This is a genomic window from Demequina sp. NBRC 110051 (genome assembly GCF_002090055.1).
GTDB lineage: Bacteria > Actinomycetota > Actinomycetes > Actinomycetales > Demequinaceae > Demequina.
In genome coordinates, this window is sequence record NZ_BBRH01000020.1 from 25,073 (window position 1) to 39,513 (window position 14,441).

Consider the following 14,441-nt stretch of genomic DNA (forward strand, 5'->3'; position numbering starts at 1 on the left):
CGCGCACTGTCGAGGTAAGGGGAAGCTCATGACCGACCGTGACTCGCGATCGCTGAGGCGCGACCGCGCCAAACTCGTCCTCGCGGGAATTGCTGTGGCGGGCATCGGTGCCGCTGTGACGACCGCCGCGTGGACCGACGACGTGTGGTTCAGCGCCGAGGCCGAGGCTGCGACGTTTGATCTCCAAGGTCGTGTGGAGCCTGACGGCGCGTGGCTCGATGAAGGCATTGACTCGACGGACTCGACAATCGATGGCGAGGATGTCGTCATCGAGATTCCCGCGGATACGTTCGTGGGCCTGGTGCCCGGCTCGAGTGTCGACGTCGAACTCGGGCTCCTCAACGCGGGGACGTCGGACATCGACCTCGCGACTCCCGTGGCGCAGGACCTGCTCGGTGCCATCTTCACCGGCACCGATCCCGCGAGCGTCACCATCGGGGCATTGGGTGCCACCACGCTCGCTCCCGACGACACCACTACCTTCACCGTGACAGTCTCGACGGACGACACCTGGCCCGAGACCTACATCAACACCTCGGGGACTTTCTCCGTCCTCGTCGTCGGCACCGCGAGCTGACCCTCGCTCTACGCGGCTGGCGATGATCCGGATCTTGCGCGCGCTCGGCGGCGCGGCCCTGTGGGCCGCCGCCGCCCTTGGCGTGCTCACATGTCTGGTGTGGCTCGCCACTGCCGCAGGCTGGATCAAGCCGTTGATCGTCGTTTCGGGTTCCATGGAGCCCGAGATTCCGACAGGAGCGCTGATCGTGGATCGCCCGCTCGACGTCGCCGAGGTAGCGGTCGGCGACATCGTGTCGCTGCCGTCGACGGTGACTGGGGAGCTGGTCACTCACCGCGTGGTCGAAATCGCGTCGCACGGTGACGCCGTCGCGCTCACGCTGCGCGGCGACGCCAACCCGGTCGACGATCCCGAGCCGTATTACATGGACGGAGACATCTGGGAGGTCGCGGCCGTGGTTCCTGGGTTGGGCGAGGTCATCGCGGACATCAGTCGCCCGGGCGTGGTGATCCCCGCCATGATTGCGATCGGTGCGCTGCTTGGTCTGTCCCTTCTACGCGACCCTGCCCCGAGTCGCGACCCATCGGCGGAAGCTTCGAGCGCCGCAGGAGGCGCGCCGTGAGTCGCGTCGCGCAGGCCGTTGCCGCTGCCCTGATCGCTGTCCTCTTGGCCGCCTGCGCCGCCCTTGCTGGATCCATCGGGACTACCCGTGCGGAGGTCGATGTCGCCGTCGACGTGGACCTCGGTCTGGTCCTGCCAGGGGAGACGGTGACGCGGTCCCATGCCGTCGAGATCCCCGAGCTCGCCACCGTGGTGCGCTCCGATTGGGTCAGGCGTGACGGTCTTGCCCAGGAGATCGCGTGGGACATCCAGTTGTGCGGCGACGGCCAGTGCCAGGACGTCGCGCCGCCGCTGACGGGCGGACGCTTTGCACCAGGCAGTTACACCCTGGAGGTGGCGGCCACGCTGCCCGAGACGGTCTCCGCTGGAACCGGATCGGCGCTTGGTGTCGTGACGCTGCAGTCCGAGGACACGGCCGTCGGGGGAGACGGCGGAGTCGACAGCGAAGGTGGTGGCACGGGGGTGCCCTTGCCTGTCACCGGAGGCACTGTGCCCTGGGCAGTGGTCGCGCTCGCGGGCGGCGCCCTCGCGGCGGGCGGTTTCGCGATAGCCCTCGCGCGTCCTCGTCGTGAGAGAGAAGGTGTGTCCTCGTGAACCGCCGTCCGCGCCTCGCGCTCGTCGCCGCCATGTTCGGCCTTGGCGCCCTCGCGGCGGTTCCGGTTGTCACACAGGCGGCCTGGACAGACGACGCCTGGTTCTCGGCGACGGCCGCGGCGGGCGACTGGAGCGAGGGCGGCGGTGGCGGGGGCGGCGGCGGTGGCATCGACCCGGGCGACAATACAGAGATCATCGACATCACCTGGACCGTGTCGTCACCGCTGTCCAGTTGCGCGATCGTCGAGGTCACCACCACGTCCGACACCCCGGTGGAATGGTCCATCACCGTGGATCCCGACGAACGGCCGTGGAACCACGATGATCCGTCGCAAATCCAGGTCAACAACGGTGGTCAAATCGTCGAGCCTCGAACCTCGCCCTTGGTCATCGTGGGCAACACGGATACCTCGGGCGTGTTCAGCGAGTACAGCAACAACACCCCGATCCAGTCAGGGCAGGTCGCGAAGGTCGAGGTGTGCGGCTACAACAACGAGGTTCCCCCTCCAGAGCCAGACAACGGTCAGTGGTACACCTGGTCGCTGTCCGCCCCCGTGACGAGCGCGGGCCAGGTGTGCTCGACCCTCACGGTGGAGGGCCTCATCGACGAAGCAGAGGATCCCTTCTTCTATGGATGGGGTATCACGGTCGACATCCAGCCGGTGATTGACGCCTATCTCGCGTCGGGCGCGACGGTCTACTACGTGAGCTCCAACCCATCGTCCTCGTCTGGCTACGAGTTCACCTTCACACAGCAGGCCCCGCCCAACGAGAACCTGATTTACATCCAGTCCGGGACCGCCATGGCGCTGCAGGGTAACGACGTGCAGACCCTCGAGGTGTGCGTGCACGGCGTCCTGCCCTGAGCGTGACCTACGCTGGACGCCGTGACCAGGATCATCGCGGGCGAGCTCGGCGGGCGTCGCCTCGCCGTTCCACCGAAGGGCACGCGTCCCACCACCGATCGGGTGCGCGAGGCGCTGTTTAGCAGGCTCGATCATGCCGATGCGCTGCGTGGCACGCGGGTGCTTGACATCTTCGCCGGCTCCGGTGCGCTCGGGATCGAGGCCCTCAGCAGGGGCGCCGTGAGTGCCGTGTTCGTCGAAGCGAGCACGGCCGCCGCGCGGGTATTGCAGCAGAACCTGCGCGACCTCGGCCTTGCCACCCGCGCCCAGGTGGCGCGCGAGAAGGCCCTGCCCTACCTCGCCCGCGCCGCAGGCGAGTTCGACCTGGTCCTCATCGACCCGCCCTACGACCTTCCCGCCGCCGAGGTAGACGCGGTGCTCGCGGCCCTCCCGCCCCTGCTCGCCCCCGACGCCCTCGTGGTGCTCGAGGGCTCCACACGCGCGGTCGTCCCCACCTGGCCCGCCACCCTCGACGCCTACGACGTCAAGGACTACGGCGAGACCCGGCTGCACTATGCCGACGTGCGGCCCGAGCAACCCGGTAGCGTCGAGCCATGACGATCGCCGTCCTGCCGGGCACCTATGACCCCATCACCGTGGGCCACGTCGACATCGCGCGCCGCGCCGCGCGGCTCTTCGACGAGGTCATCATCGCCGTCGCCCACAACTCGACCAAGACGCCCCTGCTCGGCGCCGACGAACGAGTCCGCCTCGCCTCGGCAGCCATCGCCGACATCCCCGGAGCCAGAGCCGTGCGAACCGACGGCCTCATCGTCGACTTTTGCCGCACCGTGGGTGCCGATGCCCTGGTCAAGGGCCTGCGCGGCGGCGCCGACTTCGACGCGGAGCGGCCCATGGCACTGATGAACCGCTCGCTCACCGGCATCGAGACCGTCTTCGTGGTGGGGGACAACGCCCTCAGTCACGTCGCGTCGTCGCTCGTCAGGGACGTGGCCAGGCACGGCGGCGACATCTCGGCGTACGTGCCGGCGGGGGTGGCCGATGCCGTGGCGAGGGCCGTCGCGCGCGCGTAAGGGACCTCGTGTTGAGAAATGGGTCTGGTATCGCGTAAAGTAGTGCGCCGGTCCTGCCGACGGTACGGGCCTGGGTCCAGTGTGGATCGGAAACATCAGGGAGGCGCGACATGACGCACCGCCCCGAAGGCTCTCCGTATCGCGTCCCCGTGCGGGATTTGGTACGGCGTCCGGGTGCTCAGCACCAGGTCAGCGAGACGTTCCCGACACCAGTGGTCCTGGGCACCGACGTGATCGGCGTGCCGGAAGGGAAGGACATCGAGCTCAACGTGAGTCTCGATTCCCTCTCCGAAGGCATCTGGGTCTCTGGAACCGTGCACGCTCTCGCCGTGGGTGAGTGTGGACGCTGCCTGGACGAGGTTCGACTCGACGTCGACGCCTCCGTGCAGGGGCTGTTCACCACTAGCCCGATGGCGAAGGACGAGGACGACGAGGAACCCGAGGACGTGTTCGAGTTCGATGGGGAGACCCTGGACCTCGAGGACGTGGTGAGGGACGCGGTGGTGACATCGCTGCCCTTCACCCCGCTCTGCCGCCCTGACTGCCCTGGTCTGTGCGACCAGTGCGGAGCGCGGCTTGAGGATGACCCGGACCACACCCACGAGGTGATCGACCCCCGATGGTCGGCCCTGCAGAGTTTGACTGAAGAGAAAGAGAGCTAGCCGTGGCAGTTCCCAAGCGCAAGATGTCGCGTTCGAACACGCGTGCCCGCCGTGCCCAGTGGAAGACCACCGCTGCGAACCTCACCACGTGCCCGTCGTGCAAGGCCGACAAGCTGGCCCACACCGCGTGCCCGTCGTGCGGCGCCTACAACGGTCGTCAGTACGCCGAGGCGCTGCGCACCGAGCACGAGGCGTAAGCACACCTTTATCCGTACGCGGACGCGAGGCGAGCAGTTGAGCATCCCGGGACAGGCCGCAGCCGATGAGCTAGCGGCCCGTCTCGGTGTCTCCATCGACCCCGAACTGCTCGTCCTCGCGCTCACGCACCGGTCGTTCGCGTACGAACACGGTGGCCTGCCCACCAACGAGCGCCTCGAGTTCCTCGGCGACTCGGTGCTCGGCATCATCGTCACCGACCGGCTCTACCGCGATCACCCCGACCTTCCCGAGGGTGAACTCGCGAAGATGCGTGCCGCCACGGTGTCGCAGAAGGCCCTCAGCGAGGTGGCACGCGGCATCGACCTCGGCCCCTGCATCCTCTTGGGCAAGGGCGAGACCGCGACCGGCGGCGCCGACAAGGACTCCATCCTGTGTGACGCCTTCGAGGCCGTCCTGGGAGCCATCTACCTCACCCACGGCATCGACACCTCTCGCGAGGTCGTCAACCGTCTGGTGGGGCCGCTGCTCGTGAGGGCGGCCGATGCCGGGGTCGCCCTGGACTGGAAGACCTCCCTTCAGGAGGCCTCGGCCGCACGCGGCATGGGTTCGCCCGTGTACACCTGCGAGGGCGAGGGGCCCGACCACGCCCGCACCTTCACCGCGACCGTCACGATCGACGGCACGGCCTACGGCACCGGCGTCGGCAGCGCGAAGAAGCATGCCGAGCAGGAGGCCGCCGAGCGCGCCTACGCAGCGCTCACCGCGGACGCCGCCGCGACCACCGCCTAGCCGCCGCTGCCTCCATGCCCGAGCTGCCCGAGGTCGAGACCGTCCGCGCGGGCCTCGCGCCCTTCGTCACCGACGCCACGGTGACCTCCGTCGAGGTCCGCCGCGAGTCGGTCGCGCGCCTGCTTCCAGGCGGCGGCAGTGAGTTCGCCGCGCGCCTCGCCGGTGCCACCATCACCGGCGCCGTGCGGCGGGGCAAGTTCCTCTGGCTGCCGCTCAGGCGCAGCGAGGACCCGGCCGATGCCGGGGCAAGCGAGTCACTCAGCGCTCACCTGGGCATGTCGGGACAGTTCCGCGTCCATACCGCCGCGGATGCACCCGAGCCGCATCCGCACTGCCGCGCCCGCATGACCCTGCACCGCGCCGGCGAGGACCTGGTGCTCGACTTCCTCGACCAACGCACCTTCGGGTACCTGCACGTGGAGGACCTTCTCCACACGCCGGACGGGCTGCCGGGAGGACACGGCATGGCGGACCCGCAGGTGCCGCTGTCCGTCGCGCACATCGGCCGCGACGCCCTGGACCCGCACCTCGACGCACGGGCTGCCAGCCGCGCGTGGCGCACCGGCAGGCGCGGCATCAAGCAGCTGCTCCTCGACCAGACCCTCGTATCGGGCATCGGCAACATCTATGCCGACGAGGCCCTGTGGCTCGCTCGGGTGAATCCCGAAAGGCCCGCTCATGCCGTGAACCCAGCCACGGCATCGGCCCTGCTCAGCGCCACCCAGGACGTGATGCGCAGCGCCCTGGCCCAAGGTGGCACCAGTTTTGACGCGCTGTACGTCAACGTGAACGGGCAGTCGGGCTACTTCGCGCGCGGCCTGGAGGCGTACGGACGCGGCGGCGAGCCGTGCCGACGCTGCGGCCATCCCCTTCGTCGGGAGACCATTGGCGGCCGCTCGACGCACTGGTGCGCCACGTGCCAGCGGCGATACTCTCCGCGGCGCGCGGGCGCGCACTAGGTGTGAACGGCCGGTGACGCCTACGATGCAGGGTATGGCTGACGTACGCGTGCTGGTGTTGGACGACCACGAGGTGGTTCGCCGGGGAATCTGCGACATCCTCGACCGGGCCGATGGGGTCGAGGTCGTGGCGGAGGCGGGATCGGTCGCGCAGGCCGTGCGCCGCGCCGATGCTGTGCGTCCCGACGTCATCCTGTCCGACCTGCGCCTGGGAGACGGCACGGGCCTGGACGTGATTGCTCACGTGCGTCAGTCCCTGCCCGGCACCCACGTGGTGGTGCTCACTAGCTACGACGACGACGAGGCCCGCACCGCCGCCCACGCGGCCGGCGCCGACGCGTTCGTGGCCAAGACTGCGGGATCTGCCGAGCTCCTCAAGGCCGTCCTGGACACCGCCTCTGGCCGCGAGCACGGCCAGCACATCTCGGTGGGGGAGGACGAGCTCACCGCGCGCCTGACCCCCACGGAGCGACGCATCCTCCAGGCAGTGGGCGACGGTCTTGCTAACAAGGAGATCGCCGAGCAGCTCGGCATCGCCGAGAAGACCGTGAAGAACCACGTCACCTCGGTGCTCGCGAAGATGGGCCTCAAGCGCCGCACTCAGGTGGTCGCCTGGGCGACCGCGCGTCGCGCGCAGTCCTTCCGCGGCTGACGCTTAGCGCCGCACCTCGACGTTCCACGTCGCGCGCGAGCCCGGGCGCTCGGCCGCGGGGTCGACCGGCTCGAGCGAGAAACTGCCGTTGCGCCTGAGCGCCCGGTTACCCAGGTTCGACGTGCCGGAGTAGCGTTTGGTGGCGCCCGCGGGGCCGATGCCGTTGTCCTCGACCACCATGATGAGGCGGTCGTCCTCCACTGTGATGGACAGCCGCACCGCGGTGGCCTGGGCGTGGCGGGCGACGTTGGACAGCAGTTCTCGCAGCACCGCGATCGCGTCATCGGCAAGGGTCGCGTCCGCCGCGGCGACCGCGTTGACGTCCGACCATGCAGCCGTGAGGTCGGGCGTGAAGCCGAGCGTGGCCTGCGCGAGGGTGATCTCGCGGCGCATGCGGTCGCTCGCGGGCTCGCTCGAGCGCTGCCCGGCCAGGTTGCGCATCACGCCACGCACCTCGTACTGGGCGCGCTTGACATGGTCGGCGACGCTCGCGAGGCGGGTTTCCTGGTTCTTCGAGGCCTCCGCCGAGAGAGCCTCGAGATGCATCGCGGCCGCGAAGAGCTCCTGCGAGACGAAGTCGTGCAGGTCGTCCGCGATCTGCTCGCGCTCCTCGAGCAGCGCCGCATGGCTGCGCGCCTGGTTGAGGTCGGCAAGGGTGAGGGCGAGGGCGGCCTGGTGTGCAAAGCGCTGCGTGACCTCGAGGTCGTCCGCGGAGAATTCCTGATCGCCCTTGTCGCGCCACAGCATCAGCAGGCCGAGGGTCTCGCCGTCGGAGGCGAGCGGCGCGTAGAGGCTGGGCCCGTACTCGGTGATCTCGTGCAGCACGTGCTGGCCAGGGGGAGCGGGGGCGACGATGCCGGTGGAGGTGCGGATCACGTCCATCGCCGAGCCCTGCGACGGAAGCTCGAGCCCAATGATGTTCTGTGCGTAGTCGCCCGCGGCCATCTCGATGACCCACGCGTCGTCGACGCCGGGAAGCACCAGGGCCGCGGTGGGGGCGTGGGCGAGCTCGCGGGCGGCGTCGACGATGCCCTGCAGCGCCTCCTCCTCGTCCTCTGTCGCGAGCATCTGGGTGGTGAGGCGCTGCGAGGCCTCAAGCCACCGCTCGCGCGCGACCGCGTCGTCGTGGAGCTTGGCGTGATCGATCGCGACGGAGGCGCCCGCGGCGAGCGCGAGGATCATGCGCTTGTCCTCCTCATCGAAGGGCCCGCTGTCCTTGTCCGCGAGATACAGATGGCCAAAGACCAGCCCGCGCACGGTCAGCGACGTCCCGAGGAAGCTCTCGAGCCGCGGGTGCCACTTCGGCATGCCGCGGAAGTCCGGGTCGGCGTCGATGTGCTCGACCGCCAGGGTGCCCTGGGCGGGGATCTTGGCGAGCACTCCCACGCGGCCAGGGGGATGGCCGATGAGCTCCTTGGTGTCCTCGGGAATCCCCTGAGTGAGGAACGCGACGGACTCGCCCTGCGAGTCGAACACGTGCAGCGCCGCGTAGTGAGCGCCCGTGAGCGTGCGGGCGGACCCCAGGAGCGTGTTCAGGACCTTGTCGAGCGCGAGATCGGCGTTCAGCGCCATAATCGCGTCCGCGAGCGTGAGGGCCGACGACGACAGGGGCTGCTCAGTCATCGAGGCTCACCGTCACATCGGCCAGGTCCGTCAGCTGCAGGTGGTGGGTCACGAGCACCACCGTACGGCCTGCGCTCGTCAGCCGTGCCAGCACCGCGCGGAGCGCCTCGCGACCCGCGACGTCCAGGTGCTCGGCGGGCTCGTCGATCAGCACGACGGGCTGCGGCGTGAGGAGGACGCGGGCGAGAAGAAGGCGTCTCCGCTCACCGCCCGAGACCGAATCGCCACCGGTGCCCAGGTCCGTGTCGAGTCCGCGGGGGAGAGACTCGAGCCAGGGGGCCAGGCCCACGGCGTCGAGCGCGTCGAGCGCCTCCACCTCCGTGACGTCGCCTCGCGCGACGCGCAGGTTTTCGAGCACGGTGGTGCCGAACACATGGGCGTCCTCGGCGGTCATTCCCACCACGGCCCCCAGCAGGTCGCGGTGCGCGGGGTGGGGGCCGATGCGTGCCTCGCCGGAGACGGGAGGCAGGACACCAGCGAGGGTCGCCAGCAGGGTGGTCTTGCCGATGCCCGAGCGGCCCACAATCGCGAGCACGCCGCCGGCCTCCACCTGCGCGGTCACCGGACGGGTGGGGACGGCGCCGGGCCAGCCGGCGACGAGCTCGGTGAGCGTCACCGAGAATCCACCGCTGGGGTTCGCGTAGGGGCCTTCCGCCGCCGTGTCGCTACCGCCACGGGGCGACGCGGGGGATGAGGCGAGGGCAGCCTCCGGCGCCATCGCGACGATGCGGCGGGCGGCCTCGCGCGAGCGGAACAGCTGCTGGGTGGCGGCCGGCACGGCGCCGACCGCCTCGAACGCCGCGAGCGGCACCAGGGCGATCATGGCCGCCGTGGTGGCGCCGTACATGCCTGACTGTGAACCGGTCACGGCGATCGCGAGACACGCGATGAGGGCACCGCCCGAGGCGACGGCCTGGACCGCGGCCGCGAGGGCGGCGGGACGGGCCTGAGACTCCTGCGCGCGCTCGGACGCGGCGTTCGCGTCGGCGAGGGCATCGTGTGCGGCGCCGGTCGTGCCCCACACCCGGTGCTCGGCGGCGCCCTCGAGTGCGGACAGGACGGTCTCGGCGACCCTGGCATCGGCCGCCACGCCCTGAGCGGCGGCGATCCGCGCGGCACGCCACGTCAGCAGGGCGGAACCCACGCCGGCGACGAGGATGGCCGCCACGAGCACCGCTCCCGCACGCGGGTCAAGAAATCCGAGAATGCCCACGGAGATGCCGGAGACGACGACGGAGACGCTGAGCGGGATGACCGCGCGGACCACGGCGTCGCCCACCGCGTCCACGTCCCCGCCGATGCGGGCGAGCACGTCACCCCGCTTGAGGCCCAACACGGTGTCGGCCGGTGCGGCCGCGAGGCGCGCATACACCCGTGCGCGCAGGCTCACCACGCCGCGCAGAGCGGTCTCGTGGCTCGCGAGGCGCTCGAGATAGCGAAAGAGGCCACGGCCGATGCCGAAGAAGCGCACCACGACGGCCGCCAGCGCCAGGTCGGCGGGGGAGGGCATGCCAGCAGCACGGGCGATGAGCCACGCCGCGATCGCGGACAGCCCCACGGCCGAGCCCAGCGCGGCCGAGCCGTTGATGATCGACAGCGCGAGGCGCCCCCGGGACAGGTCGGACTCTCGCAGCAGCGAACGGAGGGCGCCGCGCGCGGGCCGGATCACCGGGCCACCTCGAGCGCGGCGACCTCGACCACCACGTCGGCGGCCGCGATGAGGTCCTCCTCGTGAGTGGCGACGACGACGGTCGCGCCCGCGCCCGCGGCGGCCACGATGCGGGCGATCACGGCGTCGCGCGAGGCGCGATCCAGGTGGCTCGTGGGCTCGTCGAGGACCACGACGGGGCGGCCGGCGCCGAGCGCACGGTCGAGGGCGACGCCCTGACGCTGGCCCAGGCTCAGGGTGCGGCCCTCGGAGCCCAGGTCGGGGCGCTGCGGTGCCCAGGCAAACTGGCGCGACCAACCCTCGCCGTCGACGTCCTGCGCATCGGTGCGCCCGGAGGCCGTGAGCGCGGCCACGTAGCCCGAATCCGGCGTCAACAGACCCATCAGCGCGCTGAGCGCCGTGGACTTGCCGTCGCCGTTGGGGCCCACGAGTGCGGTGACGGTGCCGGGGCGTGCCTGGAAACTGAGGCGTGCGGGCGCCAGGCGACGACCGTCGGGAGTCGCGACCGCGAGGTCCTCCACGACAAGCGTCGCCCCCGTGAGGTCCGGCGCGGGCGCGTGGCCGCCGGGCGCGGCGACGGGGCGCTCGAGGATCGCGAAGGCGGAGTCGGCCGCCGCCATGCCGTCGGCGGAGGCGTGGAAGTGCGTGCCGACCATGCGCAGCGGCAGGTAGACCTCGGGAGCCAGGATCAACACGGCGAGCGCCGTCTCGATGGAGACCCCTCCTGCCACTAAGCGGAAGCCCAGCGTCACGGCGACGAGGGCGACCGCCAAAGTCGTGAGCAGCTCGAGCACCATGCCGGACAGGAACGCGATCCTGAGCGACCCCATCGTCGCGCGGCGCTGCGCGTCGCCGAGTTCACGCACGCGCGCGGCTGGTCCGTGCTCGCGGCCCAGGCCGCGCAGGGTGGGCAGGCCCGCGATGAGGTCGAGGGTGCGGCTCGCGAGGCGCTGCATGGCCTCGAGGTGCTTGGCGGAGCGTTCCTGCGTCGTGAGGCCCACCAGGATCATGAAGATCGGGACCAGCGGCAGGGTGCCGATGACGATCGCCGCCGAGATCCAGTCGAGCCCCAGCACCACCACGATCATGATGGGCGTGACGGTGGCGCTCAGGAGCAGCTGCGGCAGGTAACGCACAAAATAGGGCAGCAGCGAGTCGAGGCCTCGCGTCACCGTGGTGGCGACGGCGGCTCCCTCGCCCGAGGCGGCCCAGCGCGGCCCGAGCGCGCCCGCATGCGCGACCACCTGGGAGCGCAACTCGGAGATGACCCGGGCGCCCGCTCGGTGCGCGAGCCGCTCCTGGGTCCACGTCAGCAGCACTCGGATCGCGACGACGACGCCCAGCCAGCCGAGCGCGACCGCGAGCTGGCGCGCCTCGACCGGCACCAGCACCCCCAGCCACCGCAGCCCGTCCTCGGTGAGGGGGGCGGGGGCGAGCACGGGGGCCAGGGCACGCGCGATGAGCAACGCCTGCACCAGAATCGCCAGCGCCATCGCCAGCCCGAGCACAGCGGTGGTGGCGATGTAGCGCCGTGCTGGGCCGATGCGACGGATGAGGCGGGGATCGAGGGGACGCACGCGGCCTACGGAAGGTCGTGAAGCATCGGCCGTCGACGCACCGCCCCGGTCGGGGCAGAGGTCACTGTGAGACCTTCTTCGGCATGCGCAGCGTGGGCAGGCCACCGTGCTCAGGGATGTGGTCCGTGGACAGGCGACGGCGGAACACCCAGTAGCTCCAGCCCTGGTACAGCAGCACGATGGGCACGAAGATCACCGCGACCCACGTCATCACCGTCAGCGTGTAGTCGGTGGAGGACGCGTTGTCGACGGTGAGCGAGAACGCCGGGTCGGTGGTGGACGGCATGACGTCGGGGTAGAGCGAGCCGAAGATCAGCACCACGGCGCCCACAATCGCCACGGCGTTGGCGGCGAAGGCCTTGCCGTATGAGCCGGCGTTGCCCCACATCCACGCGAGCACCAGGCTCACCGCCGCGACCGCGACCGCGGCCCAGGTCCACGCGACCGAGTAGGCGATCTGGGTCCAGATCGCGAACACGGCGGCGATCACGAGCGCGATGGGTGCCATGGTCTTGGCGACGGCGCGGGCGCGGTCGTGGACCTCGCCCGAGGTCTTGAGCGACAGGAAGATCGCGCCGTGGCTGAGGAACAGCGCCAGGGTGGTGGCGCCGCCGAGCAGGGCGTACGGGTTCAGGAGCGTCCAGAAGGAGCCGGTGTAGGTAAAGCTCTCGTCGATCGGCACGCCGCGGACGATGTTCGCGAAGGCCACGCCCCACAGAATGGACGGAATCCAGGCGGAGCCCATGATGACCCAGTCCCAGCGCTGGCGCCACACATCGTTGTTGATCTTGCCGCGCCACTCGATGGCGCACGCACGCACGATGAGGGCCACCAGAATCAGCAGCAGCGGCAGGTAGAAGCCGGAGAACAGCGTCGCGTACCACTCGGGGAAGGCGGCGAACGTGGCTCCACCGGCGGTGAGTAGCCACACCTCGTTGCCGTCCCACACGGGGCCGATGGTGTTGAGGGCCACGCGGCGGCCCTTGTCGCCCTTGCCGACCTTCTCAAGCAGCATGGCGACGCCGAAGTCGAATCCTTCGAGGACCAAATATCCCGTCCACAGGATCGCGATGAGGATGAACCAGACGAGTGTGAGTTCCATGGTGGTCGGCCTCCTAGTACGCGAACGACAGCGGGCGGTCGGGGTCGGTGGAGACCTCTTCCGGCTCGGGGTTGGGGGCGCCCTCGTTGACGTAGCGCTTCATCAGCAGGAACCAGAACACGCCGAGGACGGAGTAGACCACGGTGAAGGTGGCCAGCGAGATGACGACGTCAGCCACGGACGTGGCCTCCGAGACGCCGAACATCGTCATGAGCATGATCTGGTCGGAGCCCGTGGGGTTGGGTGCGACCACGAACGGCTGGCGGCCCATCTCGGTGAAGATCCAGCCAAAGCTCGCCGCGAGGAACGGCATGGGCAGCGACACGAGGGCGAGCTTGCTCATCCACGGCTGGTCGATGGCGCGGCCCTTGCGGGTGAACCAGAGGATCGCGACGGACAGGGCCGCGGAGAAGGCCGCGAGGCCGATCATGAGGCGGAAGGACCAGTACGTGACGAGCAGGTTGGGCCGGTACTCGATCTCGTCGCCGTTGGCGTCGACCGCGCCGTATCGCTCCGCGTAGATCTCCTGCAGGTCGTTGACGCCCAACACCTCGCCGTTCCAGTCGCCCGTGGCGAGGAACGAGGTGAGTCCGGGGATCTCGATGACGTGCTTGACCGAGGACGGATCGTCGCCCGCGGGGTTGCCGATGGACAGGATCGAGAAGGGGGCGGGCCCGTCGGGCGTCTCAATGAGTGCCTCGGCCGCCGCCATCTTGATGGGCTGCTGCTCGAACATGAGCTTGGCCTGCTCGTCGCCAGTGATGATGACGGCGGCGCCCGAGATCAGCATGACGACGGCGCCAAAGCGCGCGGCGGTGCGGTACATCGGGATGTCCGCGTGATCCTTGTCCTTGCGAGCGTGACGCACCATCCACCACACGGCGATGCCGGCGACGAAGGTGCCGGCGACCAGGAACGCGGTCGCGATGACGTGGGGGAAGGCGACCAGGGTGGTGTTGTTGGTCAGCACCGCCCAGATGTCGGTCATCTCGGCGCGGCCCGTCTCCGGGTTGTACTCGGCACCGACGGGGTGCTGCATCCACGAGTTCGCGGCGATGATGAAGTAGGCCGACAGCAGCGAGCCGATGGCGAACGCCCACACCGTCATCAGGTGGATCTTGCGCGGCAGGCGGTCCCAGCCAAAGATCCACAGGCCGAGGAACGTGGACTCGAGGAAGAACGCCGCGAGCGCCTCCATCGCGAGCGGGGCGCCGAACACGTCGCCCACGAACCGCGAGTACTCGGACCAGTTCATGCCGAACTGGAACTCCTGCACGATTCCCGTGGCGATACCGAGAGCGAAGTTGATCAGCAGCAACTTGCCGTAGAACTTGGTCAGTCGGAAGTACTTTTCCTTGCCGGTGACGTTCCACGCGGTCTGCATGATCGCGACAAGCGTCGACAGGCCGATGGTGAGCGGCACCAAGACAAAGTGATAGACGGTGGTGATGCCGAATTGCCACCGTGCGAGGTCAAGAACATCCACTGAGAGCCCCTTCCGATCCCATGGGTATGAACCTAATCGAAAGCCCACGTTTCGGACGCCGGGACCTAGGTCCCGGGTGTCGTCACGGTTCG

General features: G+C 69.7%; 16 protein-coding genes. 11 read left to right on the forward strand and 5 right to left on the reverse strand.

Features of this window, described 5'->3' with window-relative positions; genetic code table 11:
• The first annotated feature begins 28 nt into the window (after window positions 1-28).
• The 11 genes from B7K20_RS11775 (at window position 29) to B7K20_RS11825 (ending at window position 6,892) form a co-directional block, all read left to right on the forward strand.
• Entirely contained in the window at window positions 29-577 is a 549-nt protein-coding gene (locus B7K20_RS11775) for a hypothetical protein (RefSeq protein ID WP_084102720.1), read from the forward strand.
• 22 nt (window positions 578-599) lie between these two features.
• Window positions 600-1,139: a signal peptidase I gene (locus tag B7K20_RS11780; protein WP_084102721.1), complete on the forward strand. Its 540-nt coding sequence runs from the start codon at window positions 600-602 to the stop codon at window positions 1,137-1,139.
• The gene (locus tag B7K20_RS11785; RefSeq protein ID WP_084102722.1) at window positions 1,136-1,732 is read left to right on the forward strand and encodes a hypothetical protein; all 597 of its coding nucleotides are present in this window, start codon (window positions 1,136-1,138) and stop codon (window positions 1,730-1,732) included. The genes B7K20_RS11780 and B7K20_RS11785 overlap by 4 nt, the downstream gene beginning before the upstream one ends.
• A complete protein-coding gene (locus tag B7K20_RS11790; RefSeq protein WP_084102723.1) occupies window positions 1,729-2,598 on the forward strand; it encodes a hypothetical protein in 870 nt (289 codons plus the stop codon). Before B7K20_RS11785 ends, B7K20_RS11790 begins: the two co-directional genes overlap by 4 nt.
• Window positions 2,599-2,619: 21 nt before the next feature.
• Window positions 2,620-3,195 carry a 16S rRNA (guanine(966)-N(2))-methyltransferase RsmD gene (rsmD, locus tag B7K20_RS11795; protein WP_084102724.1) on the forward strand — a complete coding sequence of 192 codons (576 nt, stop codon included), beginning with the start codon at window positions 2,620-2,622 and terminating at the stop codon, window positions 3,193-3,195.
• Complete coding sequence (gene coaD / locus B7K20_RS11800) at window positions 3,192-3,671, forward strand: pantetheine-phosphate adenylyltransferase (protein WP_084102725.1); 480 nt, start codon at window positions 3,192-3,194, stop codon at window positions 3,669-3,671. Before rsmD ends, coaD begins: the two co-directional genes overlap by 4 nt.
• Before the next feature lie 110 nt (window positions 3,672-3,781).
• Window positions 3,782-4,333 (forward strand): DUF177 domain-containing protein, encoded by a 552-nt coding sequence (locus B7K20_RS11805; protein WP_084102726.1) that lies wholly within the window; start codon window positions 3,782-3,784, stop codon window positions 4,331-4,333.
• Window positions 4,334-4,335: 2 nt separating this feature from the next.
• The gene (gene rpmF, locus B7K20_RS11810) at window positions 4,336-4,530 is read left to right on the forward strand and encodes a 50S ribosomal protein L32 (RefSeq protein ID WP_084077790.1); all 195 of its coding nucleotides are present in this window, start codon (window positions 4,336-4,338) and stop codon (window positions 4,528-4,530) included.
• Between the two features lie 37 nt (window positions 4,531-4,567).
• A complete protein-coding gene (gene rnc, locus B7K20_RS11815) occupies window positions 4,568-5,281 on the forward strand; it encodes a ribonuclease III (RefSeq protein WP_144018666.1) in 714 nt (237 codons plus the stop codon).
• A gap of 14 nt (window positions 5,282-5,295) precedes the next feature.
• Window positions 5,296-6,240 carry a bifunctional DNA-formamidopyrimidine glycosylase/DNA-(apurinic or apyrimidinic site) lyase gene (gene mutM / locus B7K20_RS11820; RefSeq protein WP_084102727.1) on the forward strand — a complete coding sequence of 315 codons (945 nt, stop codon included), beginning with the start codon at window positions 5,296-5,298 and terminating at the stop codon, window positions 6,238-6,240.
• Window positions 6,241-6,274: 34 nt separating this feature from the next.
• Entirely contained in the window at window positions 6,275-6,892 is a 618-nt protein-coding gene (locus B7K20_RS11825) for a response regulator (protein WP_234985822.1), read from the forward strand.
• 3 nt (window positions 6,893-6,895) lie between these two features.
• Here B7K20_RS11825 and B7K20_RS11830 read toward each other — a convergent pair whose 3' ends face one another.
• The 5 genes from B7K20_RS11830 to B7K20_RS11850 all read right to left on the reverse strand — a co-directional run bounded on the left by B7K20_RS11830 (window position 6,896) and on the right by B7K20_RS11850 (window position 14,349).
• Window positions 6,896-8,515 (reverse strand): GAF domain-containing protein, encoded by a 1,620-nt coding sequence (locus tag B7K20_RS11830; RefSeq protein ID WP_084102729.1) that lies wholly within the window; start codon window positions 8,513-8,515, stop codon window positions 6,896-6,898.
• Window positions 8,508-10,184 carry a thiol reductant ABC exporter subunit CydC gene (cydC, locus tag B7K20_RS11835; RefSeq protein WP_159449406.1) on the reverse strand — a complete coding sequence of 559 codons (1,677 nt, stop codon included), beginning with the start codon at window positions 10,182-10,184 and terminating at the stop codon, window positions 8,508-8,510. Before cydC ends, B7K20_RS11830 begins: the two co-directional genes overlap by 8 nt.
• Window positions 10,181-11,761, reverse strand: coding sequence for an ABC transporter ATP-binding protein/permease (locus B7K20_RS11840; RefSeq protein WP_084102731.1), 1,581 nt, complete (start codon window positions 11,759-11,761; stop codon window positions 10,181-10,183). Before B7K20_RS11840 ends, cydC begins: the two co-directional genes overlap by 4 nt.
• 61 nt (window positions 11,762-11,822) lie before the next feature.
• A complete protein-coding gene (cydB, locus tag B7K20_RS11845) occupies window positions 11,823-12,863 on the reverse strand; it encodes a cytochrome d ubiquinol oxidase subunit II (protein ID WP_084102732.1) in 1,041 nt (346 codons plus the stop codon).
• A 13-nt stretch (window positions 12,864-12,876) separates the two neighbouring features.
• Window positions 12,877-14,349, reverse strand: coding sequence for a cytochrome ubiquinol oxidase subunit I (locus B7K20_RS11850; RefSeq protein WP_084102733.1), 1,473 nt, complete (start codon window positions 14,347-14,349; stop codon window positions 12,877-12,879).
• Window positions 14,350-14,441: the final 92 nt, after the last annotated feature.